Annotated in this window: 23 protein-coding genes; 13 read left to right on the top strand and 10 right to left on the bottom strand. The window is 71.0% G+C overall.

The window, feature by feature from the left end; all coding sequences use genetic code 11:
• Positions 1–15 precede the first annotated feature (15 nt).
• Complete coding sequence (locus HD597_RS54080; protein ID WP_253755809.1) at positions 16–1,485, top strand: MFS transporter; 1,470 nt, start codon at positions 16–18, stop codon at positions 1,483–1,485.
• On the opposite strand, the gene HD597_RS54075 is transcribed toward HD597_RS54080, so the two are convergent.
• Positions 1,446–2,192 (bottom strand): methylenetetrahydrofolate reductase, encoded by a 747-nt coding sequence (locus tag HD597_RS54075; RefSeq protein WP_253755807.1) that lies wholly within the window; start codon positions 2,190–2,192, stop codon positions 1,446–1,448. The two genes, HD597_RS54080 and HD597_RS54075, sit on opposite strands and share 40 nt — an antisense overlap.
• Positions 2,193–2,202: 10 nt before the next feature.
• Positions 2,203–2,847 (bottom strand): TetR/AcrR family transcriptional regulator, encoded by a 645-nt coding sequence (locus tag HD597_RS54070; RefSeq protein WP_253759865.1) that lies wholly within the window; start codon positions 2,845–2,847, stop codon positions 2,203–2,205.
• 75 nt (positions 2,848–2,922) lie between these two features.
• Between HD597_RS54070 and HD597_RS54065 the strand changes: the two genes are divergently transcribed.
• Positions 2,923–4,341, top strand: coding sequence for a DHA2 family efflux MFS transporter permease subunit (locus HD597_RS54065; protein WP_253755805.1), 1,419 nt, complete (start codon positions 2,923–2,925; stop codon positions 4,339–4,341).
• Here HD597_RS54065 and HD597_RS54060 read toward each other — a convergent pair.
• Positions 4,299–6,182: an ABC transporter ATP-binding protein gene (locus HD597_RS54060; protein ID WP_253755803.1), complete on the bottom strand. Its 1,884-nt coding sequence runs from the start codon at positions 6,180–6,182 to the stop codon at positions 4,299–4,301. The two genes, HD597_RS54065 and HD597_RS54060, sit on opposite strands and share 43 nt — an antisense overlap.
• 34 nt (positions 6,183–6,216) lie before the next feature.
• Positions 6,217–8,301, bottom strand: a complete 2,085-nt coding sequence (locus HD597_RS54055; RefSeq protein WP_345694348.1) for a PhoX family protein — start codon at positions 8,299–8,301, stop codon at positions 6,217–6,219.
• A 114-nt stretch (positions 8,302–8,415) separates the two neighbouring features.
• On the opposite strand from HD597_RS54055, the gene HD597_RS54050 reads away from it, so the two are divergent.
• The gene (locus HD597_RS54050; RefSeq protein ID WP_253755799.1) at positions 8,416–8,853 is read left to right on the top strand and encodes a sterol carrier family protein; all 438 of its coding nucleotides are present in this window, start codon (positions 8,416–8,418) and stop codon (positions 8,851–8,853) included.
• Here HD597_RS54050 and HD597_RS54045 read toward each other — a convergent pair.
• Entirely contained in the window at positions 8,850–10,145 is a 1,296-nt protein-coding gene (locus HD597_RS54045; RefSeq protein ID WP_253755797.1) for a hypothetical protein, read from the bottom strand. The two genes, HD597_RS54050 and HD597_RS54045, sit on opposite strands and share 4 nt — an antisense overlap.
• Positions 10,146–10,286: 141 nt before the next feature.
• On the opposite strand from HD597_RS54045, the gene HD597_RS54040 reads away from it, so the two are divergent.
• From HD597_RS54040 to purM, 4 genes are all read left to right on the top strand, one after another.
• Positions 10,287–10,703, top strand: coding sequence for a MarR family winged helix-turn-helix transcriptional regulator (locus tag HD597_RS54040; protein ID WP_253755795.1), 417 nt, complete (start codon positions 10,287–10,289; stop codon positions 10,701–10,703).
• A 72-nt stretch (positions 10,704–10,775) separates the two neighbouring features.
• Positions 10,776–11,519 (top strand): SDR family NAD(P)-dependent oxidoreductase, encoded by a 744-nt coding sequence (locus tag HD597_RS54035; protein WP_253755793.1) that lies wholly within the window; start codon positions 10,776–10,778, stop codon positions 11,517–11,519.
• 51 nt (positions 11,520–11,570) lie between these two features.
• On the top strand, positions 11,571–13,007 hold the full coding sequence (gene purF, locus HD597_RS54030) for an amidophosphoribosyltransferase (RefSeq protein ID WP_253755791.1): 1,437 nt from the start codon (positions 11,571–11,573) through the stop codon (positions 13,005–13,007).
• 67 nt (positions 13,008–13,074) lie between these two features.
• Entirely contained in the window at positions 13,075–14,100 is a 1,026-nt protein-coding gene (gene purM / locus HD597_RS54025) for a phosphoribosylformylglycinamidine cyclo-ligase (protein WP_308210893.1), read from the top strand.
• A gap of 194 nt (positions 14,101–14,294) precedes the next feature.
• Here the strand turns inward: purM and HD597_RS54020 are convergent, their stop codons facing one another.
• A complete protein-coding gene (locus tag HD597_RS54020; protein WP_080047438.1) occupies positions 14,295–14,525 on the bottom strand; it encodes a DUF3073 domain-containing protein in 231 nt (76 codons plus the stop codon).
• 151 nt (positions 14,526–14,676) lie between these two features.
• A complete protein-coding gene (locus HD597_RS66285; RefSeq protein WP_253755789.1) occupies positions 14,677–15,756 on the bottom strand; it encodes a Leu/Phe/Val dehydrogenase in 1,080 nt (359 codons plus the stop codon).
• Positions 15,757–15,863: 107 nt separating this feature from the next.
• On the opposite strand from HD597_RS66285, the gene HD597_RS54010 reads away from it, so the two are divergent.
• Both HD597_RS54010 and bldC read left to right on the top strand, forming a co-directional pair.
• Positions 15,864–16,727: a DUF8083 family protein gene (locus tag HD597_RS54010; RefSeq protein WP_253755787.1), complete on the top strand. Its 864-nt coding sequence runs from the start codon at positions 15,864–15,866 to the stop codon at positions 16,725–16,727.
• A gap of 322 nt (positions 16,728–17,049) precedes the next feature.
• A complete protein-coding gene (gene bldC, locus HD597_RS54005) occupies positions 17,050–17,253 on the top strand; it encodes a developmental transcriptional regulator BldC (protein ID WP_013133571.1) in 204 nt (67 codons plus the stop codon).
• A 140-nt stretch (positions 17,254–17,393) separates the two neighbouring features.
• Here bldC and HD597_RS54000 read toward each other — a convergent pair whose 3' ends face one another.
• Positions 17,394–18,044, bottom strand: a complete 651-nt coding sequence (locus tag HD597_RS54000) for a TetR/AcrR family transcriptional regulator (protein WP_253755786.1) — start codon at positions 18,042–18,044, stop codon at positions 17,394–17,396.
• A gap of 167 nt (positions 18,045–18,211) precedes the next feature.
• Here HD597_RS54000 and HD597_RS53995 point away from each other — a divergent pair, with 167 nt between their 5' ends.
• From HD597_RS53995 to HD597_RS53980, 4 genes are all read left to right on the top strand, one after another.
• Positions 18,212–19,261, top strand: coding sequence for a LacI family DNA-binding transcriptional regulator (locus tag HD597_RS53995; protein ID WP_276083264.1), 1,050 nt, complete (start codon positions 18,212–18,214; stop codon positions 19,259–19,261).
• 120 nt (positions 19,262–19,381) lie between these two features.
• Positions 19,382–19,630, top strand: a complete 249-nt coding sequence (locus HD597_RS53990) for a hypothetical protein (RefSeq protein ID WP_253755782.1) — start codon at positions 19,382–19,384, stop codon at positions 19,628–19,630.
• Positions 19,631–19,711: 81 nt separating this feature from the next.
• Positions 19,712–20,542, top strand: coding sequence for an N-acetylmuramoyl-L-alanine amidase (locus HD597_RS53985; RefSeq protein WP_253755780.1), 831 nt, complete (start codon positions 19,712–19,714; stop codon positions 20,540–20,542).
• Positions 20,539–22,131, top strand: a complete 1,593-nt coding sequence (locus HD597_RS53980) for a beta-N-acetylhexosaminidase (RefSeq protein WP_253755778.1) — start codon at positions 20,539–20,541, stop codon at positions 22,129–22,131. The genes HD597_RS53985 and HD597_RS53980 overlap by 4 nt, the downstream gene beginning before the upstream one ends.
• Here HD597_RS53980 and HD597_RS53975 read toward each other — a convergent pair.
• Both HD597_RS53975 and HD597_RS53970 read right to left on the bottom strand, forming a co-directional pair.
• Positions 22,128–22,682, bottom strand: coding sequence for a GNAT family N-acetyltransferase (locus HD597_RS53975; RefSeq protein ID WP_253755776.1), 555 nt, complete (start codon positions 22,680–22,682; stop codon positions 22,128–22,130). The genes HD597_RS53980 and HD597_RS53975 overlap by 4 nt on opposite strands.
• Positions 22,683–22,700: 18 nt before the next feature.
• On the bottom strand, positions 22,701–23,753 hold the full coding sequence (locus tag HD597_RS53970; protein ID WP_253755774.1) for a quinone-dependent dihydroorotate dehydrogenase: 1,053 nt from the start codon (positions 23,751–23,753) through the stop codon (positions 22,701–22,703).
• Positions 23,754–23,757: the final 4 nt, after the last annotated feature.

The raw sequence follows: 23,757 nt of genomic DNA, 5'->3' as shown, positions 1-23,757 counted from the left end.
GTCATAGTGGAGGGCATGGTCGCGGTAACCCCCCAAGACGACACCCGCCTGCGTTACGCCTGGCAGGTGTGCGCGGTCACCAGCCTGGGCCTCGTGCTCATCGGCATCGCCGGCAGCACGCTGAACGTGGCGCTGCCGACGGTCGTGCGGCACTTCCGGGCCGACGCGCTGGAGTCGGGCTGGATCCTGCTGTCGTTCCTGCTGGTCAACACGGCGAGCCTGGTGCTGTTCGGCCGGGTGGCCGACCTGCTCGGCAGGCGTGAGGTGTATCTCGCGGGGTTCGCGCTGTTCACGGTGGCCTCGCTGCTGGCCGGGCTGTCACCGGACGTGTGGTTCCTGATCGCGATGCGCGTCCTTCAGGCGATCGGCGCCGCGATGATCCTCGCGAACGGCACCGTGATCATCACCGACGCCTTCCCGCCCGACCGGCTCAGCCAGGGCATGGGCGTCTACATCGGCACGCTGTCGGTGGCCCAGCTCGCCGGCCCGACGCTCGGCGGCCTGATCGCCGAGGCGGCCGGCTGGCAGTGGATCTTCTGGGTGAACGTGCCGGCCGGGCTGCTCGCGCTCGGCGTGGGGGCGGCGATCTTACGCAAGATGCCCAGGCAGCCGAAGGAGCCGGTGGACGCGCTGGGCAACGTGCTGGTGTTCGCGGCGCTGTCGGCGCTGCTGCTGGCGCTGTCCACGGCGGGGTCGAGCGGGCTGTCCAGCCCCGTGGTGCTGATCGGCGCGGGCGTGTTCGTGGTGCTGCTGCCGCTGATCGTGCTGGCCGAGCGGCGCGCTCCGAACCCGGTCCTGGACCTGCGGCTGTTCGGCGGGCGGCTGCTGGCCTACGCGAACCTGGCCTCGTTCTGCAACGCGCTGGCCCGCTCGGCGCTGATCCTGGTGGTGGCGCTGTACTTCCAGGCCGCCCGGGGCGTGGACGCCTTCACGGCGGGGCTGAGCGTGCTGCCCGTGCCGATCGGGATCGGGCTGGCCTCGCCGATCGTGGGCATGCTGGGGCGGCGGGTGTCGCCGTACGCGCTGTCGATCGGCGGGGCGGTGCTGAGCGCGGCCGGGCTCGGCACGCTGATGCTGACGGCCGATCCGGCGACGCCGTACTGGGTGATCGGGATCGGCCTGTTCGTGGCGGGCTGCGGCAGCGGAACGTTCCTCACGGGCAACACCACGCAGGTCATGCGGGCGCTGCCGGTCGGCAGCCTGGGCGTGGTCAACGGGTTCCGCGTGATGGTGATGAACGTCGGCATCGTGATCAGCGTCGGCCTGTCGCTCAGCGTGCTGACCGCCTCCGTGGGGCCGGACGTGCGGGCCCAGGTGTACGCCGGAACCCTGTCCACCTTGTCACCGGTGGCGGTGGGGCAGCTCATGGACGGGTTCCGGCTCGCGTACGCGGTGCTGTTCGGGGTGGCGCTGCTGGGCGCGGTGCTGGCGGCCCTGGCGCGGCCTCAGAGGGCGGCGGCCAGCCGGGACTCGACGTCGCGGTAGCGGGCGACCGGGACGAGGTGAACGCCGGCGAAGGCGCCGGTGTCGCGCAGCGCGAGGACCTGCTCGCAGGCGGCCTCCACGCCCGCCATGCGGTCGGCCGCCACCCTCGCGATCAGCTCCTCCGGCAGGGCGATGTCCGGGATCGCCGCGGCCAGGGTGCGCGCGTGCCGCTCGCTGGCCAGGACCATGACGCCGGCGTAGACGGGCACGTCGACCGGGTGCTGCTCACGCCACCGGAGCTGGTCCTCCACCGAGAAGCTGACCTGCGAGAACAGGAAGTCGGCCGTGCGCTTCCACGCGGGCAGCGGGCGCAGCCCCGCGGCGGCCCCCACGCGGAGGTCCGGCGAGAACCTGCGCGCCTCCTCGATCATCGAGCGCACGTTCAGGTCGCTCGTCCGGTTGCCGCTCGTGGGCTTGTCGCCGTAGACGAAGAGGAACTGGTCCACCCCGTACGCCGCGGCCGTCAGCAGGTCGCGGCGGAAGCCGAGCAGGTTGCGGTCGCGCGAGTTGAGGCAGGCGATGCCGCGCCCGCCCATCGCCTCGACCTCGTGCACCACGGCCACGCTGGAGACGGTCGCGCGGCCGATGTGGTTGTCGGGGATGAGGAACGCGTGGGCGATCTTGCTCAGGGTGCCGATCTGGTGCCGTACGTGCTTCAGATCGGGCTTGGTGGGCGGTTCGATCTCGCAGATCAGCTCGAAGGGCATGATCTGGACTCTAACGTCTGGCCGCGAGCGCCTCTATGCCGCTCAGCACGAGGTCGACCCCAAAGGTGTCGTACAGCGCCGGGTCCGTGCCCTCCACCAGCGGCCCGGCCATCTCCACCAGGTGCGGGTACCTGTCCGTGGGCAACGACTGCAGCCCGACCCGCTTGAGCCTGACACGTTCGGCCCGGTCGGGCTCGGCCGCGCCGTGGACCGGGGCGTCGGCGATGGCGATGGCGCTCTGCAGCAGGTACTTGGTGATCAGGCAGCTCTCCTCCACGCCGAACCCGGCCTGCCTGGCCAGGCCGAGTGCCTGGTCCCACACGGCCAGGAAGCTCGGCACCGCGACCGGGTCGATCTGCTCCAGCACGTCCTTGGCGCAGGGGTGGACGCGCAGCGTCCTGATCAGGCCCTCGGTCAGCGCGCGGAGCCGGGCCTGCCAGGGGCGCTCGTCGGCGGGCTCGGGCGCGAAGCCGCCGATGAGGTGGTCGGCCATGCCGACGATCAGCTGTTCCTTGTTCTTGTAGTGCCAGTAGAGCGCCATCGGGGTCACGCCGAGATCCGTGGCCAGGCGGCGGATGGTCACGGCGTCGAGGCCCTCGGTGTCACCGATCTCCAGGGCCCGCTCCGCGATGCCCTGGGCGGTCAGTTTTCCCATCACGGTTGACAACTATACGCCGTACAAGTTCCATTATACGACGTACAAGTACGCTGTTTAGGAGGAGGAGCAGCGATGCGATGGTGGGCGTTGGTCGCCGTGACCCTGGGCACGTTCATGACGTATCTGGATAACAACGTGGGAAATGTCGCGTTGCCGACGATCCAGCGGGACCTGGGGCTGACGATCTCCGGGCTGGAGTGGATCGTGAGCTCGTACATCCTGGTCTTCGCCGGCCTCATGCTGGCCGGCGGGCGGCTCGCGGACGTGCTGGGCGCCCGCAGGGTCTTCCTCGGCGGGCTGGCCGTCTTCACACTGGCCTCGCTCGCGGCCGGGCTGGCCACCTCCGGCGGGACGCTGATCGCCGCGCGGGCCGTGCAGGGCGTCGGCGCCGCGCTGCTGACGCCCACCACGCTGTCGCTGATCAGCCAGATCTTCCCCGACCCCGCGGAGCGCGGCCGGGCGGTGGGCATCTGGAGCGCCTCGGGGGCGCTGTCCATGGCTCTCGGGCCCACCCTGGGCGGCCTCATCAGCGAGAACCTGCACTGGGGCTGGATCTACCTGATCAACGTGCCGATCGGGGCGGTCACGGCCGGGCTCGCGCTGTGGGCCGTGCGGCCCGCCGTCACGCGGGTGCGCCACAGCCTCGACCTGCCGGGCCTGGGCCTGTCGGCGCTGGCCCTGTTCGCGCTGACGTTCGCGCTCATCGAGGGCGAGACCCTGGGCTGGGCCTCGGCCCCGATCCTGGCCGCGTTCGGCGTGTTCGCGGCCGCGGCGGCGGGGTTCGTCGCGGTGGAGGCGCGGGCGGCCGAGCCGATGATCGCGATCTCCCTGTTCAGGTCGCGCGTCTTCACCGGCGGGGTGCTGACCAGCGGCATCTGGTCGTTCGGCGTCTTCGGGATCTACTTCTTCAGCGCCTTGTGGCTGCAGAACGTGCTCGGCTTCACCCCCACGCAGGCAGGCATCTCCTTCGTGCCGATGGCGCTGGTCATGGGCGTGATGGCGATCCTGTCGCAGCAGGTCAGCGCGCGGCTCGGCATCGGCCGCACGGTCGCGCTCGGGATGGCGCTGATGGGGACCGCGATCTACCTCATCTCCCGCGTCGGCGCCGACGGCGACTTCGCGGACGTGGCGCCCTGGTTCATCCTGTACGGCCTCGGCGGCGGCCTGCTCGTCCCCCTGACCTCCGCCGTCGTGAGCGGCATGCCCAAGGAGCGCTCAGGCGTCGCCTCGGGCGTGCTCAACGTCTTCCGCGAGGTCTTCGGCCTGCTCGGCATCACCGTGCTGGGAGCGCTGCTGACCGCCAGGCAGAACGCGAGCGGCCTGCCGCCGCTGCCCGCCTTCCTCGACGGGTACCGGTTCACGCTGGTCGTCGCCGCGGTCGTGGTGCTGGCGTCCATCCCGGTCGCGCTCTACTCGCTGCGCCCCCGGCCGGCTCCGCCCGGCGAGCCTCAGGCCGCGGCGACCCCGGAGGCCGTCGGGTCCTCGAACTGAGTGCGGTACAGCTCCTCGTAGCGGCCCCCGGCGGCCAGCAGTTCGGCGTGCGTGCCGCGCTCGGCCACCCGGCCGTCCTCGATCACCAGGATCAGGTCGGCGGCGCGGACGGTGGACAGCCGGTGCGCGATCACCACGGCCGTCCTGCCCTCCAGGGCCTCGCCCAGCGCCGCCTGCACCGCCGCCTCCGAGGTGGAGTCGAGCGCCGCGGTGGCCTCGTCCAGGATCACCACCCGGGGCCTGGCCAGCAGGAGGCGGGCGATCGTCAGGCGCTGGCGCTCGCCGCCCGACAGCCGGTAGCCGCGCTCGCCGATGACGGTGTCGAGCCCGTCGGGCAGCGACCTGATGAGCGTGGCCAGGCGGGCGCGGCCGAGCGCGTCCCAGATCTCCTCCTCGCCCGCCTCCGGCCTGGCCAGCAGCAGGTTGGCGCGGATCGTGTCGTGGAAGAGGTGACCGTCCTGGGTGACCATGCCGAGCGTGTCGCGGATCGAGTCGGCGCTCAGGTCCCGGACGTCCACGCCGCCGAGCCGTACGGCGCCGGAGTCGACGTCGTACAGCCTGGGCAGGAGCTGCGCGATCGTGGACTTGCCCGCGCCGGACGAGCCGACCAGCGCCACCATCTGCCCGGGCTCGGCCCGGAACGAGACGCCGTGCAGCACCTCGACGCCCCCGCGCGTGTCGAGCGTGGCGACCTCCTCCAGCGAGGCCAGCGAGACCTTGTCGGCCGCGGGATAGGCGAAGCGCACGTCGTCGAACTCCACCGGGACCGGCCCCTCCGGCACCTGCCGGGCGTCCGGCTTGTCCTGGATGAGCGGCTCCAGGTCGAGCACCTCGAAGACGCGCTCGAAGCTGACGACCGCGCTCATCACGTCCACGCGGGCGCTGGCCAGGGCCGTCAGGGGTGCGTACAGGCGGGTCAGCAGCATGGCCATGGCCACCAGCGCGCCGGGGGCGAGCTGGCCGGCCAGGGCGTAGAAGCCGCCGAGGCCGTACACCAGGGCCAGCGCCAGCGCCGAGACCAGCGTCAGCGCGGTGACGAAGGCCGACTGGGTCATGGCCGAGCGCACCCCGATGTCGCGCACGCGGCGGGCCCTGCGCGCGAACTCGGCCGACTCGTGGGCGGGCCGGCCGAACAGCTTGACCAGCGTCGCGCCCGGCGCGGAGAACCGCTCGGTCATCTGGGTGCCCATGGCCGCGTTGTGGTCGGCCGCCTCCCGCCGCAGCCGCGCGATCCTGGTGCCCATCCGCCGGGCCGGCAGCACGAACACGGGCAGGAGCAGGAGCGCCAGCAGCGTGATCTGCCAGGAGATGCTGATCATCGCGACGAGCGTCAGCAGGAGCGTCACGACGTTGCCCACCACGCCGGACAGCGTGTCGGTGAAGGCGCGCTGGGCGCCGATCACGTCGTTGTTGAGCCGGCTGACCAGCGCGCCGGTGCGGGTGCGCATGAAGAACGCGATCGGCATGCGCTGCACGTGGTCGAAGACGGCCGTACGCAGGTCGAGGATCAGGTCCTCGCCCAGGCCCGCCGACAACCACCGGTTCACCAGGCCCAGCCCCGCCTCCGCGATCGCCAGCCCCGCGATGGCCAGCGCCACCGTGACGACCACGCCGAGCGGCTCGCCGGCGAAGATGGCGTCCACCACCCGCCCCGCCAGCAGCGGCGCCCCCACCGCCAGGCCCGCCATCACCACGCTGAGCAGCAGGAACAGCGTCAGCCTGCGACGGTGCGGGCGCGCGAAGGCGCCGATACGCCTGAGCGTCGCCCTGGATACAGAGCGACGCTCGGGCCGGTTGTTCATCGAGTACAGCTGATGCCAGGCGGTCACTTCCATGCTCATGGCATGGACGCTAGGCCCTCAAGTTAAGTTGAGGTCAAGCCCCGATCTTCTTGCCCCTGCCGTGCCAGACCACGGCCACCGACGGGCGGGGCTGGCTGCTGCCGCCGTCGGGCCAGTGGCTGCTCGGGGTCTCCGGGCTGGCGTCGTCCGTCTCACCCGGGTGCTGCACCGCCACGAAGACGCTGCGCTGGTCGTCGGAGACGAGCGGGCCGCAGGTCTCGGCGCCGACCGGCACGGTGAGGAACTGGCGCACGTAGCCGCGCTCCTTGCCCCTGACCGGCATCACGAACAGGCCGTCGTTCTTCTCCAGGGCGTTGCCGTCCGTGGAGATCCAGAGGTTGCCGTCCTTGTCGAACGTCACGTTGTCCGGGCAGGAGATCGGCGAGACCTTGGTCTTGTCGAAGCCGGCGAAGTAGGTGGTGGGGTCGTTCGGGTCGCCGCAGACCAGCGGGAGCGACCAGGCGAACGTCTTCTCGCCCGCGTCGTTGCGCCGCTCCGCGATCTCCAGCACGTGGCCGTGCTTGTTGGACGGGCGCGGGTTGGCCTCGTCCACCTGGGCCGCGGTGCGGTTGGAGTTGTTGGTCAGGGCCACGTAGACGCCGCCGGTGACCGGGTTGCGCTCCACGTCCTCGGGGCGGTCCATCTTCGTCGCGCCGCCCTCCACCTTGTCGGCGGCCGAACGGGTGTAGACCAGGACCTCCTGGGCGGTCATGCCGTCCACGAACGACCTGTCGCCCGAGACCAGCGGCTTCCACTCGCCGTAGCCGTCGAACTGGCCGTCGGAGGGCAGCTTGCCGGAGCCGTCGAGCTCGGCGGCCGGGCTGTCGCCGGTGAACTTGGCCACGTACAGGGTGCCCTCGTCCAGCAGCTCCCGGTTGTGGCGGTCGAAGCCGGGGATGTAGCGGTCCTTGGAGACGAACTTGTAGATGTACTCGAAGCGCGAGTCGTCACCCATGTAGACGACCAGGCGGCCGTCGCGGGCCAGCGTCGTGGTGGCGGCCTCGTGGGCGAAGCGGCCGAGCGCGGTGCGCTTGATCGGCGTCGAGTCGGGGTCGAACGGGTCGATCTCCACGATCCACCCGAACCTGTTGACCTCGTTCGGGTGCTTGGCCAGGTCGAAGCGCTCCTCGACACGGTCGAACCGGCGGCTGGAGGAGGGGGTGCCGGTCGTGATCGAGTAGCGGGTGATGTACGGCTTCTGCGCCTCGGGCACCTTGTCGCCGTTGATGAAGTACTGGTTGAAGTTCTCCTCGGCGGTCAGCACCGTGCCCCACGGGGTGGTGCCGCCCGCGCAGTTGTTCAGCATGCCGATGGGCGTGGTGCCCTTCGGGTCGGCGGCCGTCTTCAGCAGATCGCTGCCGGCGGCGGGGCCGCTGAACCGCATCTTCGTCTGAGCGGTGATGCGGCGGTTGTAGCGGCGGCGGCCCCTGGTGACCAGCTTCCACTCACCGGTGTCGCCGGCCCGCTCGATCTCCACGACCGAGCCGCCGTGCGCGGCCAGCCCGATCCTGATCTGATCCTCGGTCGCCGCCGCGCCACCGGTGTAGCCGCGGAACATCAGGCTCTCGTCGGTGTACTCGTGGTTGACCCACATCAGCGCGCGGTCCCGGCCCATCGGGAAGACCGTCACGAAGTCACAGTTGTAGCCGAACTGCTTGTTCTGGGCGTCGGCGGTCTGGTTCTCGAAGTCGAACGCCGGCGCGTCGGGCAGCACCGGGTCGCCCCAGCGCACGACCACGGAGGACTTGTAGCCTTCCGGGATGGTCAGGGCGTCATCGGTGTTCGGCTGCACGGCGGTGAAGCGGATGTCGCTGTTGCCGCCGCCGCCGTTCCAGCCGTGCCTGGCGGCCTCCGCCTCGGGCTCGTCGGCCAGGGCCGGCACGGCGCCCGCCACGCCGGCGCCCACCACGACCGCGCCGAGCGCGCCCGCGCGCAGCACGCCGCGCCGGGACAGCGCCTCCTTCACCACGTCGCCGAAATAGGCGTTGTCGGCGGTGTTGGCCACGTCATGCGCGCACGCGTTGCCGCAGCGGAACTGACAGGTCAACGCGGAACGGCCACCTTTGTGCGGGGTGGAAAGCAGCGGCAGCAGCCGCGGCCCCGCGTTGGGGTTCGCCACAGGTCCTCCATATATGTGCGCGGTTGTACCGCCGGGAGGCTACGTTCGCCGTCGAAACCGGAGGTGAACGATGACCTCCGTCTCGATGAACGCTTCCCGGGAGAGAATGGCAGGGTGCCACCACGCAAGATGGATCAGGAGAAGCTGAGAGCGGCCCTCGACGGCCAGCTCGTCGCTCTGGACGAGCCCTCCTACGACGGGCCCGCCTCCACACTGGCCGACGCGCTCGTGGCCGCCGTGCTGGCGGCCTACGAGCGCGGGCTCCAGCCCGAGCGCGACGCGGCCAGGATGGCGGTGCGCCACCTGCTCGACAGGCTGGCGAGCACGGCGCCCGGGCGGACCGTCGAGGTGCGCGTGCCGCCGTACGCCGCCGTCCAGGCCATCGAGGGACCCCGGCACACCCGGGGCACGCCGCCGAACGTGGTCGAGATGGACGGGCGGACCTGGATCCGGCTCGCGCTCGGGCGGATGACGTGGGACGAGGCCATGGCGGAAGGCGCCGTGTCGGCCAGCGGCGCCCGAGCCGACCTATCCGGATATTTGCCGCTTTAGCGGGTGCCGCTCATCCAGGGGAACTTGTCCTCGAAGCACCGGTCGGCGAGCTGGCCGGGCAGATGGGCGCACTCCTGGACCACGTTCCAGAACCAGATGGCCACGATCGCGAACAGGATCAGCGACAGGACGCTGATCACGATGCCGGCGACGGCGCGGCCCTTGCCCGCGCGCTTCGCCAGCGCCACCCAGCCGAAGACGATCGACAGGATCGCGGTGATCAGGCCGGTGAAGCAGACGAACACCAGGAAGGGGCTGGCCACGCCGAGGACGAGCGAGGCCGTGGCCAGGCCGCTGCCCGGCTTGGCCTGCTCGTACTGCCCGTACTGGCCGTACTGGCCGTACTGACCGTACTGACCGTACTGCCCGGGCTGGCCGTACTGGCCCGGCTGGCCCGGCTGGGAGCCGTAGGGGGCTCCTGGGGGCGGGGGCGGCGGGTAGCCGGGCGGGCCGCCGTACGGGCTGGAGGGCGACGTGCCCGGCACCGTCGGATCGGGCTCCTGCCCGGGCGGGACGGCGTGCCCCTGGTCCGGCGTGCCGCCCTCGGGCGGCGTCCCCTCCTGACCGCCCTGCGCGCCTCCTGGGGGGACAGGGATCCCTCCGGGCGGCGTGTTCTCCCAAGGCGCCGGGCCCTCCCCGGACGGGGTGCTCTCCCAGCGGGACGCGCCCCCTCCCGACGGGGTGCTCTCCCAGCGGGACGCGCCCTCCCCCGACGAGGTGCTCTGCCGGGGAGACGCGCTCTCCCCGGACGGGGCGCCCGCCTCGGGTGGTGCGAAGTACGGCTGCTGCTGCGGCCGGTCGCCCTGGTCGTAGCGCGAGGGCTCCTGCCTGGCGGGCCGCTCCTCCTGCGGCGTTTCGCCCCAGCCCGGATAGGACGGGGTGGCGCCGGGGATCGGGTACACCTGGGTCGCCTCGGCGTCGCCGCCCGTGGGCTCCGGCGTCTCGGGCGAGGTGGGCAGGTCGGGGTGGGACGGCTCACCGGCCGGCCTGGGCTCGTGCGTCGGCGGCACGTCGGGGCGGGGCACCACCGGCGGAACCGGCGAGATCGGCTCCTCCTCCCCCGGCCCGCGTCCCGGCACGATCCCCGGCTCCTCCTCGGGCGCGGTGCCCGGAGCCGGCCCCTGCCCGGGCGTGACGTCCGGAGCCGCGCCCTGCCTGGGCGGCCGCTCGTCCTCCGGCAGCGTGCCCTCGCTCCACCACTCGGGCTCGTGCTGGGCGGGCGTGCTGTCTGGCTGGCCCTCCCGCGGGCGCTGCCCTTCGCGGGGCTCGTTCGGGTCCTCAGGTGTGGTCACGTCTGCGTCTCCCGAGGGTCTGCATGCCGGATACTTCACCCTTTCGCGGAAGCCGTCGGCTAAACCACGCGACACGGTAAGAGGCCGCTCATCGTTGGGTCACCATGCGCCAAAGCACCAGGCGGGAGGCAAGATGAGTGCATGCTGGACGAGACCCTGACGTACGCGCTCATCAAGCTCATGAAGGCCCACCGCAACCAGCTCGCCGCCGCGCTGGTGCCGCTCGGCCTGCACGTGGGCCAGGAGCTGCTGCTCAACCAGCTGTGGCGGGAGGACGGCCTGACGCAGGGCGAGCTGATCGCCAGGCTGGGCGTCGAGCCGCCGACCGTCACCAAGACCCTCCAGCGCCTGGAGCGCGGGGGCATCGTCTACCGCGCCCCCGACCCCGACCGTCCCCGGGTCGGCCGGGTGTACCTCACCGACACGGGCAAGGCCCTGCGCGAGCCGGTGGAGGGCATCTGGAAGCAGCTGGACGAGGACCTCCAGCGCGGCTTCACGGCCGAGGAGCGTGAGCTGCTGGCCCGGTTCCTGCGCGCCACGCCCGATTTTCACTGCTAGCGAAACGCCCTTGCACGCCGGCGCGGCGCACAGTTAGCTGGCTAATTAGTCGGCTAATTCAAGGAGTGGACCATGCACGTGCTCATCACCGGCGGCTCGTCCGGCATCGGCGCCGCCACCGCGCTCGCGTACGCCAGAACCGGCGCGGACGTCACCATCACCTACAACACGGGCGCCGACCGCGCCGCCGAGGTCGTCGCGCGCGTCGAGGAGGCCGGCGTCCGGGGTGCGGCCGTCCGTCTCGACCTGGAGGACCATGCCACCATCGCGCCGGCGGTCGCGCAGGCGGGCCCGGTGGACGCGCTCGTCGCCAACGCCGTCCGCTGGGGGAACGTCCAGCCGGGCAGCGTGGCGTTCGAGGACGTCCCGGCCGCCGAGTGGTCCGCGACGATGCACGCCAACGTGGTCGGCAACGCCCTGCTCGTCCAGGCGGTGCTGCCGGAGATGCGGCGCAGGCGGTGGGGACGGATCGTGCTGGTCTCCTCCGGCATCGGCGAGGAGGGCGTGCCGGGCCCCGGCCCGTACGGCACCGCGAAGATGGCCCTGCACGGCATGGCCAGGGCCCTGGCCTGGGAGGCGGGCCGGGACGGCATCCTGGTGAACGTGGCCGTCGCGGGCCTCACGGTCACCGGCGTGCGCCCGTTCCCGCAGGACGTCCTCGACCGGCTCGCGGCCCGCACGCCCACCCGCAGGCTCTCCACCGCCGACGACATGGCGGCGCTGATCGTCTTCCTCGGCTCGGCGGCCAACCACAACCTCACGGGAGAGATCATCCGAGACGGTTCGAATGCGGGCAGGTCAGCCCACGCCATCTGATCTCACACCCGGGTGTGCGAGCACGGAAGTGGCCGACCTAAACTGAGGCATGTGCTGAAGGGCGACGGCCGGCTCGGCCATGATCTGGACCCCCACGACCGCGCTCCTAAAGACGCCTGCGGTGTCTTCGGCGTCTGGGCTCCGGGCGAGGAAGTTTCCAAACTCACCTACTACGGGCTGTACGCGTTGCAGCACCGCGGCCAGGAGTCCGCGGGCATCGCGGTCAGCGAAGGCAGCCGCATTCTCGTCTACAAGGACATGGGGCTGGTCGCCCAGGTCTTCGACGAGTCGGTGCTCAGCACCCTGCGCGGTCACCTGGCCATCGGCCACTGCCGCTACTCCACGACCGGGTCCAGCGTGTGGGAGAACGCTCAGCCCACGCTGAGCTCCACCGAGGTGGGCGGCCTGGCGCTGGCCCACAACGGCAACCTGATCAACACCCCGGAGCTGGCCCAGCGCCTGGCGCCCGGCTCCATCCGCGCGACCACCGACACCGAGGTCCTCACCACGCTGCTCGCGCAGGACCGCAGCCGCTCGGTCGAGGACGCCGCCGCGGAGCTGCTCCCGCAGGTCAAGGGCGCCTACACGCTGGTGTTCATGGACGAGAAGACGCTCTATGCGGCCCGCGACCCGCAGGGCATCCGCCCGCTGGTCCTGGGCCGCCTGGAGCGCGGCTGGGTGGTGGCCTCCGAGACGGCGGCGCTCGACATCGTGGGCGCCACGTTCGTGCGCGAGGTCGAGCCCGGCGAGCTGCTCACGATCGACGAGCAGGGCGTCAGGTCCCGCCGCTTCGCGCTGCCGGAGCCGAAGGGCTGCCTGTTCGAGTACGTCTACCTCGCCCGCCCCGACACCACCATCGCCGGGCGCGGCGTCCAGGTCACCCGGGTCGAGGTCGGCCGCGTGCTGGCCCGTGAGCACCCGGTGGAGGCCGACCTGGTCATCCCCACGCCGGAGTCGGGCACGCCCGCCGCCGTGGGCTACGCCCAGGAGAGCGGCATCCCATACGGCCAGGGCCTGGTGAAGAACTCCTACGTCGGCCGCACGTTCATCCAGCCCTCGCAGACCATCCGCCAGCTCGGCATCAGGCTCAAGCTCAACCCGCTGCGCGAGGTCGTGGAGGGCAAGCGCCTGGTGGTCGTGGACGACTCGATCGTGCGCGGCAACACCCAGCGGGCCATCGTCAAGATGTTGCGCGAGGCGGGGGCGCGCGAGGTGCACGTCCGCATCTCCTCCCCGCCCGTGAAGTGGCCGTGCTTCTACGGCATCGACTTCGCCACCAGGGCGGAGCTGATCGCGGGCTCGCTGTCGGTCGAGGAGATCCGCGCCTCGCTGGGGGCCGACTCCCTCGGCTACATCTCGCTGGAGGGCCTGACCGAGGCCACCACGATCCCGGCCGACCGGCTCTGCCGGGCCTGCTTCACCGGCGAGTACCCGATCCCGATCGACCAGGACAACGTGGGCAAGTTCGTGTTGGAGAGCAAAGCGTGAGAGAGCGTAGCGAACGAACCATCAAACGCAGCAGTACAGTGCTCACACTGCCTCCGAAGGAGGCCGTGTGAGCACCTATGAGGCCGCCGGGGTGGACATCGAGGCGGGCGAGCGTGCCGTCGCGTTGATGAAGGACAAGGTGGCGCGCTCGCGGCGGCCCGAGGTGGTCGACGACGCCAGCGGCTTCGCCGGCCTGTTCGACGCCTCGGCGCTGCTGAAGTACCGGCGCCCGCTGCTGGCGACCTCCACCGACGGCGTGGGCACCAAGGTCATGATCGCCCAGCAGTACGGCAAGCACGACACGATCGGCATCGACCTGGTCGGCATGGTCCTCGACGACCTGGTGGTCTGCGGGGCCGAGCCGCTGTTCATGACCGACTACGTCGCCTGCGGGAAGGTGGTGCCCGAGCGCATCGCCGAGATCGTCGGCGGCGTGGCCGAGGGCTGCCGCCTGGCCGGGGCCGCCCTGGTGGGCGGCGAGACGGCCGAGCACCCCGGCGCGATGGGCCCCGACGAGTACGACCTGGCCGGGGCGGGCACCGGCGTGGTGGAGGCGTCCGCCATGCTCGGGCCCGAGCGGGTGGCCGCCGGTGACGTGGTGCTGGGGATGGCCTCCTCGGGGGTGCACTCCAACGGCTACTCGCTGGTCCGCCACGTGCTGCGGGAGAGCTCCCTGTCCCTCGACACCGTGCTGCCCGAGCTGGGCCGGCCGCTGGGCGAGGAGCTGCTGGAGCCGACGCGCATCTACTCGCTGCACTGCCTGGAGCTGGCCAGGGCGGTCGAGGTGCACGCCTACGCGCACATCACCGGCGGCGGGGTCGAGAGCAACCTCTCGCGTTCGCTGCCGGCGCACCTCGACGCGCTGCTGGACCGCTCGTCGTGGACGCCTCCGGCGATCTTCGGCGTGCTGTCGTCCTACGGGAAGATCGCGCAGCGCGACCTGGACCGCACCTTCAACCTGGGCGTCGGCATGGCGGCCGTGCTGCCCGCCGACGCGGCGGACGCGGCCGTCCGGCTGCTGGCCGGTCGCGGCCTCGACGCCTGGGTGATGGGCGAGGTCGTGCCGGGCAGCGGGCAGGCCCGCTACCGCTGAGGCACCGCGGACGGGTCAGGCGTGCGGAACGCCTGGCCCGGCACACACGGAAAGGGACGCATCACCAAGGATGCGCCCTGATTTCCGGCACACGTGACGAAAGCCCCACGGTTGCCCGTGGGGCCCGACGAACGTGAGCGAGGATCCCGGCACCTGCGCCGCCGGGCCCTCGATCACATCACTCAGGAGAACGGCTATCGACGGCCGGACGTACGGCCGTCGTCGTCGTCTCCGGCGCCATAGTCATCGGCGTAATCGGCATAGCGATCCGCCAGCTCATCGTTGAGGTCGTCGGCGTCGTCATTGCGGCTGGAGTCTCCGACCCCGAGTTCGTCGCGAAGACGGTCAAGATCCGTGCCACCGCTGTTGTACTTCAGCTGGCGAGCAACCTTGACCTGCTTGGCCTTTGCTCGGCCGCGCCCCATTGGCTCGACCCCCTCGTGTGGGGTCGTCCCCGACCCCTCGTCGCTAACGCACCACACACTGACGCCGCCTGACTACGGGCGTCAGCCTATCGTTCGCCTATTACCGTACCTGTTTTGTGCCCAGCTCGGTACGCCGTATGGGCGCGGGGCGTCAGCGGCCTAGCCAAATGGACCGAATACGCCCGACTTCCGACATTCTGCGCTCGGCCAGCCTATCTGCTGCGACCGCGGGTGGAACGCCCTCATCGGCCGCGATTCCGAAGATCTTCAGAGTCGTGTCGTAGATCTGGGCAGCCTTCGACCTGGCCCGTTCCATGACGAAGCCCTCGATCTCATCGGCGACCTGGATCACCCCGCCGGAATTGACGACATAGTCGGGCGCGTACAGGATGCCGCGATCGGCGAGCTGCTTCTCCACGCCGGCGTGGGCGAGCTGGTTGTTGGCCGCGCCGCAGACGATTTTCGCGCGCAGCGTAGCCACCGAGTCGTCGTCGAGCGCCCCGCCCAGCGCACACGGGGCGAAGACGTCGATGTCGGAGGCCATCAGCGTGCGCGCGTCGGCGACCACGTCCGCCTCCGGGTGCCGCAGCCGCACCCGCTCGACCGCCCTGGGGTCCACGTCGCAGACCACGACCTCGGCGCCGTCCTCGCGCAGGAGCTCGACCAGGCGGTGGCCCACCTTGCCGACCCCCTCGACGCCCACGCGCCTGCCGTGCAGGGAAGGCGTGCCGTAGACGCGCTCGGCCGAGGCCCGCATGCCCTGGAACACGCCGAACGCCGTGAGGATCGAGGAGTCTCCCGCCCCGCCGTGGGCCAGCGTGCGGCCCGTCACGAAGCGCGACTCGCGGGCCACGATGTCCATGTCCTCGCTGTAGGTGCCCACGTCGCAGGCGGTGATGTAGCGCCCGCCGAGCGACTGGACGAACCTGCCGTACGCGCGAAGCAGCGCCTCGCTCTTGTCGCGGGCCGGGTCGCCGATGATCACGGCCTTGCCCCCGCCCAGGTCGAGGCCGGCCAGCGCGTTCTTGTACGCCATGCCCTTGGCCAGGTTGAGCACGTCGGCCAGGGCCGCGGACTCGCTCTCGTAGGGATAGAACCTCGTGCCACCCAGGGCCGGGCCCAGCGCCGTGTTGTGGATGGCGATGATGGCACGCAGGCCGCTCTGCTCGTCAGCGCAGAAGACGACCTGCTCGTGAACGTCTTTGTGAGACGCTCCGAAGACGTCGGTCACGGTAGTGACTCCCTGTCCGGTCCGCCGCGCCGTCGCGGCGGAGATCGCTTCACAGAGTAGTAAGCCTCGACGGTGCACGCAGGTTCGCTTCGTGACACGATGCCTCCGTGCTGCCCTATGCCGCCTACCTCCGTGTCTATGAGCCACTGACCGCGTTCGCCGAGTCCGAGCGCAAGGTGTGGGCCGACTATGCCGACTCACGTGACCGACCGCGACGCGCGAACGCGCTCAATGCGGAGCACGGCGAGTCCGTCATGCGCCTGCTCGGCATGCCCCCTCAACCCGTTCCCGCCCAGGAGAGCCCCAATGCCTATCTCCGGCGCGTTGAGGACCGGCTCTATGTCTGCCCCTGGCAAACCCGTTTGCGCTCGTGGCTGGCGTTCTCACGGCTTCGTGGCACTACTCCCGTGAAACTGATGGACCATCTGGTGCCCAAGGCGATCGCCGAGCAGACGGCCGACGACTTCGACCGTTACAAGCGGCAGGCCGGTTCCGACGCGTTGCGCACCCACATCCGCACCACGGCGTGGCACGTGCCGCCATCGTGGTTCGTGCCGTTTGATGGGAACGAGCGCTGGCTGGTGCTCGGCTCCGCCAATCCGGGACAGGACGTGACCACCACTACCGGGCGTAACCTGATCTACGTCACCTCCATGGCCCAGGCCAGGAGGCGCACGGCGCGGGCGCTCAGCGTGCTGCGCAGGCACCTGGGCGACGTCGCGGCCAACTTCGACGTGGAGGACGTCGCCAGGTGGCTGGAGGAGTTCCACCCCCACTCGCTGGTGGAGCTCGACTACGGCGGGCTCGTCCACCTCATGGACGACGACGCGCTGCAGGCCGACCAGTCCGTCGCGGAGCTTTCGGCGGCCCTGACGGGCCTGGACACGGGTCAAGAAGAACTTGCCTACGCCATGTACCAGAGGGTCATCCTGCGGTGGAAGTCAATGCAACTGCTGGAATCTGCCAACTGAGCCCCAATACGGGTGTCTGACCTGCATGAGTAGGTCACGTCTCGCGGCTGCTCTCTTCTGCGAACTGAGTAGTTTGCCGTTTTCACTGCGATACCACGAACCGTGTCGCTAGAATCACCGAGCGTGACATGGCCACGGGGGCGGGCAGTTGGGTCAAAGAAGGGCTCGCCAATCGCTCTGCGTGGCGGTATGGTCACATCGGGTGATGCCGCATATGGCTCAGAAAAGCCGCACGCTCTGCGCCATAGGGGGACATCCGTGACACGCGCAAAGGCAGTCACAGGATCGCTACGCCGGTCCACACGGAGGAGAGGCCGCACAAATGTCAGCTCGTACACCCGAGGCCGAGCCACTGCTCACGCCCGCTGAGGTCGCGACCATGTTCAGGGTCGACCCCAAGACCGTTACGCGGTGGGCCAAGGCGGGCAAGTTGACGTCGATTCGTACCCTCGGCGGTCATCGGCGTTACCGGGAGACCGAGGTTCGCGCGCTGCTCGCGGGGATTCCGCAGCAGCGCTCCGAGTAGCGGGAGGTCGGCACCGACCTCAGGGGGGTTTGAAGGGGGTGGACCAGGTCGCCACGTGGCCCGGTCCACCGCTGAGACGACGGAAGGTTGGCGCCGCCCGCGCCGGCGCCACTCTTCCCCTGCCCCGCCTCGTTACCCGCTCACGCCAGCCGCTCCAGCAGCCTGGCGACGTCGCCGTCATGGGCGGCGGCGACACCGAGCAGCGCCACCATGTGCTGCACCAGCATTCGCTCCAGCATCGGCCGTTCGAGGTCGCGATGCTCCAGCCAGTCGAGGCCCGCCGTCTCGACGGAGGCGATCCACGACCGCAGCGTCGTGCGCAGCACCGGGCTCGGCTCCTCGACGCCCATCTGCTTCTGGATCAGGCGGAAGAGCCGCCTGCGCACCCCGTCGACGATCTCGCCGACCTCGCCGGTCCTGTTGGCCGGGCCGCCCCGCAGCAGCGCGGCGAAGCCCGCCGCGTGCTCCTCGACGAAGTCGAAGTACCGCTCCAGCCCTGAGGCCAGCTCGTCGAGCGGCCTGCCGCCCCCCTGGGGCCGCAGCCGGGACTCCAGCTGCTCCGCCGCGCTCCTCAGCGCGGCCACGTAGAGCTCCTGCTTGCCGCCGAAGTAGTGGTAGACCAGGGCCCGCGAAGCCCCCGCCGCCGACGCCACGTCGTCGATCGAGACGTCCTCCGCGTCGCGGGTGCTGAACAACTCCAGCGCCGCCGTCATGAGCTCTTCCCGACGCCGGTCCACGCTGAGCCTGCGCCGCGCCGGCCGTGCCGTCTCGGCTGACTTCCCGGGTGTCACATCTGTACGGTATCCGACGCCGTACCCAATAGCTGACGTGGAAGCTTTCAGTCAATAACCGGCTTTCGTCACTGAGCTTGGGCCAATCCGTAACGAAGGCCGTACCCTGCGGCTAACTCGATCGTTTGGTCAGACAGGTGCCCATATCCGCATCGCGGGGGAGACACATGTCAGGACCGCCCGTCAACACTTCAACCATCACTGAGCTAAGAGAGGTAGACGCACTGCCTCGGCCCAGACCTACCATCCGTAACGTCGCCGAACGAGCCGGCGTGTCGAAATCGCTGGTCTCACTCGTGCTGCGCGGATCCCCGCACGTGAGCGAGCACCGGCGCCAGGCCGTGCTGCAGGCCGCCCGCGAGCTCGGCTACCGGCCGAACGCGGTGGCGCGGAGCCTGGTCGAAGGCCGCACCCATCTGGTGGGCGCACTCGTCGCCGACCTGCACAACCCGTTCTACGCGGAGTTCCTCGACGGCCTGCAGGAGAGTCTGCACGGCGACGGGCTGCGCATGCTGATCGGGAACAGCCAGTGGGACCCGGCGTTCGAGGACGAGGCCGTGGAGGCCTTCCTCGAGCTGCGGGTCGACGGGCTGGTCCTGCTCGGCATCCCGCCGACCAGCGAGACGCTGATCGAGGCCACCGCGTACACGCCCACGGTCGTCGTGGGGGAACGTGACATCGAGCTCGACGGCGTCGACATCGTGGTCGACGACGACCAGCTCGGCGCCCGTCTGGCCATCGACCACCTGGTCGAGCACGGCCACAAGCGGATCGCGCACATCGAGGGCCGGCGATCGTCGCGCTGCGAGGGTTATCTCGTGGCGATGCGCAGGCACTCGCTGGCGCCGTACATCATGGTCGAGGCCGCCGACTCGACCGAAGAGGGCGGCAGGGAGGCGGCGATGGCGCTGCTGACCCGCGACCCCAGGCCCACGGCGATCTTCGCCGCCAATGACGTGGTTGCGCTCGGCGTGCTCTCGGCCGCGAGCGAGCTGGGCCTGCGCGTGCCCCAGGACCTTTCGGTGGTCGGCTACGACAACACGCACCTGTCGGCCTCCCACCACATCTCGCTGACCTCGGTCGACCAGGCCCGCCGCAGCATGGGCAGGTCGGCGGCGGCGTTGCTGAGCGACCGGATCGGGGATCCCGCCAAGGTCGCGCGCATGCGCGAGGTCCGCCCGGAACTGATCGTGCGACGGAGCACGGGACCTGCCTAAGGATGCCCCAAGGCTGGGTCAAGCCGTGTGGCGGCGCGGCCACACGGCGGTTTACTCGTCAGGGTCATGCTAAGGGTGGCCGGATTCGGTCCGGCCACGGTCTGATCCGGGGGAACAGTCATGCGTGATCCGGAACTGGTGTCCTGTGCCCAGCGCGCGGCGGCCGAGCTCGAGCGCGCCTGGGGACAGTGGCGGGCGGGCAGGGGGCGGGGCGCCGACGGCGGCGCGGAGTCCGTCGCCAGCTACGTCGCCCACTCGCTGGACCATCCGTGGGGCCGCCCCCGCGTCGTCCTCGGGCTCGACGCCGAGGACGCGCGGGAGCTGGCCGCGCTGCTCGAACGGCAGGAGGTCGGCGAGCGCGTCTGGTGACCCCTCTGGTGACTTCGTAGGGACTCGCCACGCTTGGCATAAGACGGGCTGCAGCTTCCGCTCTGCCGTAAGTTGGACGGCATGCGTGCTCTACCAGCCTCAGTCCTCGCCGTTTGCGGCCTGATCGCCTCCGCGTGTGGCGGCACCGGATCCGGTGGCGCCGCGGCAGGTCAGGCCGCCCCCGCGACCACGCAGGCGCAGGCTTCGCCCTCCTCGGCGCCCGCCAAGGAGGCTCCACCGGACGCCAAGCCGCTCGAAGGCAAGGTCATCGTCATCGACCCCGGCCACAACGGCGCGAACTACCGGCATCCCGCCCAGATCAACCGCAAGGTCAACGTGCTGACCCAGTGGAAGGCGTGCGACACCACCGGCACCGCCACGAACAGCGGTTACAGCGAGGCCGCCTTCACCTGGGACGTCTCCCAGCGAATGACCAAGATCCTCGAACGTCGCGGCGCGACCGTGAAGCTGACCAGGCACAACAACAACGGCGTCGGCCCCTGCATCACCGAGCGGGCCGCCATCGGCAACAGGGCCGAGGCCGACGCCGCGATCTCCGTGCACGCCGACGGCTCCGACAACACCAGCCACCGCGGCTTCCACGTTATCCTGCCCAAGAAGATCAACGGGCCTGTGGACAAGGTGGTGGGCGCCTCCAGCAAGCTGGGGATCGCCGTGCGCGACGCGTACCGGAAGGGAACGGGCATCCCCTACTCCAACTACATCGGCAGGAACGCGCTCGACTACCGCAGCGACATCGGCGGGCTCAACCTCTCCACGGTGCCGAAGGTCCTGTTCGAGAGCGGCAACATGCGCAATCCGGGCGAGGCTGCCAAGTTCGAGGATCCCAAGTTCCGCCAGAAGATCGCCCTGGCGCTCGCGAACGGGTTGCAGCACTATCTGGAAGCATGATTCCTCGTCCTCAGCTCCTCCGTGATCTCTCCGCCTCCTACACGCTGACCTCGGGCGCCACGGTGTCCGGCGATCTGGTGGACGCCGTGCGCACGGCGCTGGCCCGGCTCGACCCGCTGCCCGGCGACTCCGGCGAGATCGACGTGCGGCGGGATCCGGAGCTGGGCGAGGAGGCCTACCGGCTGACGGTCGGCTCCAGGGGCGTGGAGATCGCGGCGGGCGGCCGGGCGGGCGCGTTCTATGCGGCGCAGTCGCTGCACCAGTTGCTGCCCGACGCCTCCTACCGGTTCTCCGCCGGCGGCTCGTGGCCCGTTCCAGGCGTGCGGATCGAGGACGCGCCGCGCTTCTCCTGGCGGGGGCTGCACCTCGACGTGGCGCGGCACTTCTTCCCCAAGCGGGAGGTCCTGCGGCTGATCGACCTGATGGCCGCCCACAAGCTGAACCGGCTGCACCTGCACCTGGTCGACGACCAGGGCTGGCGGGTGGAGAGCCGGGCGTACCCGCTGCTGCACGAGGTCGCCTCCCACAGGCCGCGCACGGCCACCAACCACTACCGGGAGCCGGAGACCTACGACGACCTGCCGCACGGCGGCCACTACACGCTCGACGACCTGGCCGAGCTGGCCGCCTACGCCCGCTCGCGCTGCGTCACGATCGTGCCCGAGATCGACGTCCCCGGGCACGCCTCGGCGATCCTGGCGGCCTACCCCGAGTTCGGGGCCACCGGGGAGCGGCACGACGTGCTCGACCGCTGGGGCATCTCCCCCGCGATCCTGTCGCCGCTGCCGCCGACCGTGGAGTTCCTGACCACGATCTTCGACGAGCTGCTGGGAGCGCTGGGCGAGACCCCGTACGTGCACATCGGCGGCGACGAGGTCGTGCTCGACCACTGGGCGCAGTCGGCGGAGATCGTCGCCTACCGCGAGTCGCTGGGGCTGGAGACCTCCAACGACCTCCAGGCGTGGTTCCTGCGGCGGCTGGCGGACGCGCTGGCCGAGCGGGGCGCGCGGGCCGTGGTGTGGGACGAGGCCTTCGTCAGCGGCGGGCTGCGGCAGGACACGATCGTCATGCCCTGGCGCGGCATGAACGTGGGCCGCCGGGCGGCGGCCGCCGGGCACGACGTGGTGGCGACGCCGGTGTTCCCGCTGTACTTCGACTACGCCGAGGCCTCCTCTCCCGACGAGCCGATGGCCATCGGCGACGCGATCACGATGGCGGACGTGGCGGCGTTCTCGCCCGCCCCCACTGAGTGGTCGCAGGAGGAGCGCGACCGCGTCCTCGGGGTGCAGGCCCAGCTCTGGACCGAGCGCGTGCCCGACGCCCGCACGGTGGACTACCGGCTGTGGCCGCGCGCCTGCGCGCTGGCCGAGGTCGCCTGGTCGGGCGACACCTCGGCGGACTTCGACGGGCGCCTCGCCGAGCACCTGGGGCGGTTGGACGCGCTCGGGGTCGAATATCGTCCGCTGAACGGGCCGCACCCGTGGCAGCGGCGCCGCCCGCACCGGCCCAGCGGCGTGCGCGTCACCGAGGTGATGGCCCGCATCGACGCCATGACCCACCACGCGGAGTCGACGCGGCCCAGCATCTAGAAGGCCGGGCGGTCGTTGAGAATGAGCTGGAACAGCCGGTGGTCCTGCCACCGGCCGTCGATCTCCAGGTAGCGCGGTGCGGTGCCGAACAGCTCGAACCCGCACTTGCGCAGCACGCTCTGCGACGCCTGGTTGTGCAGCAGCGTGGCCGCCGCCACCCTGTGCAGGCCGAGGTCCTGGTCGGAGATCCTGCACACCTCGCGCACGGCCTGCGTGGTCAGACCGCGGCCCAGGTACTCGGAGTCGATCCAGTAGCCGAGGTGGGCGTTGAGGAACGGGCCGCGGACGATGTCGCTGAGCGTCATGCGGCCCACGACGCGATCGCCGTCGGCCAGCACCCAGGCCACCGCCTGGCCCCTGCCCTGCTGCTCCAGCAGGGCCTTGAGGCGCGTGGCCTGGCCTTCCACGGTGAAGAACTCCTCCGGCCTGCGCGGCTCCCAGGGCTTCAGGTGGTCGCGGTTGCGGACGTAGGCGGAGTGCAGGGCCTCGGCGTCCTGCTCGGCCGCGAGGCGGAGGACGATGTCGCCGGCGAGGGAAACTGGTTCGATCACCGTCCTACGATAGGGGCTTCAGGCGGTGCGGCCGATGGCCTCCGTGACCGACTTCAGGCCATGGCGGCGCACCCGGCGCAGGAGCTGCCGGTGGATGTGCGCGGCCCACAGGGGCCCGCCGTAGATCCAGCCCGTGTAGCCCTGCACCAGCGTGGCGCCGGCCAGGATGCGCTCCCAGACGTCGTCCACGTCCTCCACGCCGCCCGCCGACACCAGCGTGATGCGGTCGCCGACCTTGGCCCGCAGGCGGCGCAGGACCTCCAGCGAGCGGGCCTTGAGCGGGCGGCCCGACAGGCCGCCGGTCTCGCCCCCGTGCTTGATCGTGGTGTTGGTCGCGATGATGCCGTCGAGCCCGAGCTCCAGGGCCAGCTCGGCGACCGCGTCGACGTCCTCGTCCGCCAGGTCCGGAGCGATCTTGACGAGCAGCGGCGTACGGCGCGGCGTGGCGTCGGCGACCTGCTTGACGGCGGTGAGCAGGGGCCGCAGCAGCGCGACGGCCTGGAGGTTGCGCAGCCCCGGCGTGTTGGGCGAGCTGACGTTGACCACCAGGTAGTCGGCCAGCGGGGCGAGCTGCCTGGCGCTGGCCACGTAGTCGGCCGTGGCCTCGGCCTCCGGGACGACCTTGGTCTTGCCGATGTTCACCCCGATCACGACCGGCACGCCGCGCGTGCGGCGCAGCCTGCGGGCGGCGGCGACGGCGCCGGCGTTGTTGAAGCCCATCCGGTTGATCACCGCGTGCTGCCGCACCAGCCGGAACAGGCGGGGGCGCGGGTTGCCGGGCTGGCCGTGGGCGGTGATGGTGCCGACCTCGACGTGGCCGAAGCCGAGCGCCGCGACGGCCTCCGCGCAGGCGGCGTCCTTGTCGAAGCCGGCGGCCAGCCCGAACGGCCCGGGGAAGTGCACGCCGAACGCGGTCACGCGCAGGGCCGGGTCGTGCGGCGCGAACACCCGGTGCAGCAGCCGCTTGACCAGCGGCAGCCGGGCGAGGAGCGCCAGGGCGCTCACGGTGAAATGGTGCACGGCCTCGGCGTCGAGACGCTGCAAGACCTGCGAGAACACGAGGCGATACATCACG

Origin of the sequence: Nonomuraea thailandensis (genome assembly GCF_024172165.1) — a bacterium.
Classification (GTDB): Bacteria; Actinomycetota; Actinomycetes; order Streptosporangiales; family Streptosporangiaceae; genus Nonomuraea; species Nonomuraea thailandensis.
This window is presented reverse-complemented; position numbering and strand designations above follow the sequence as displayed.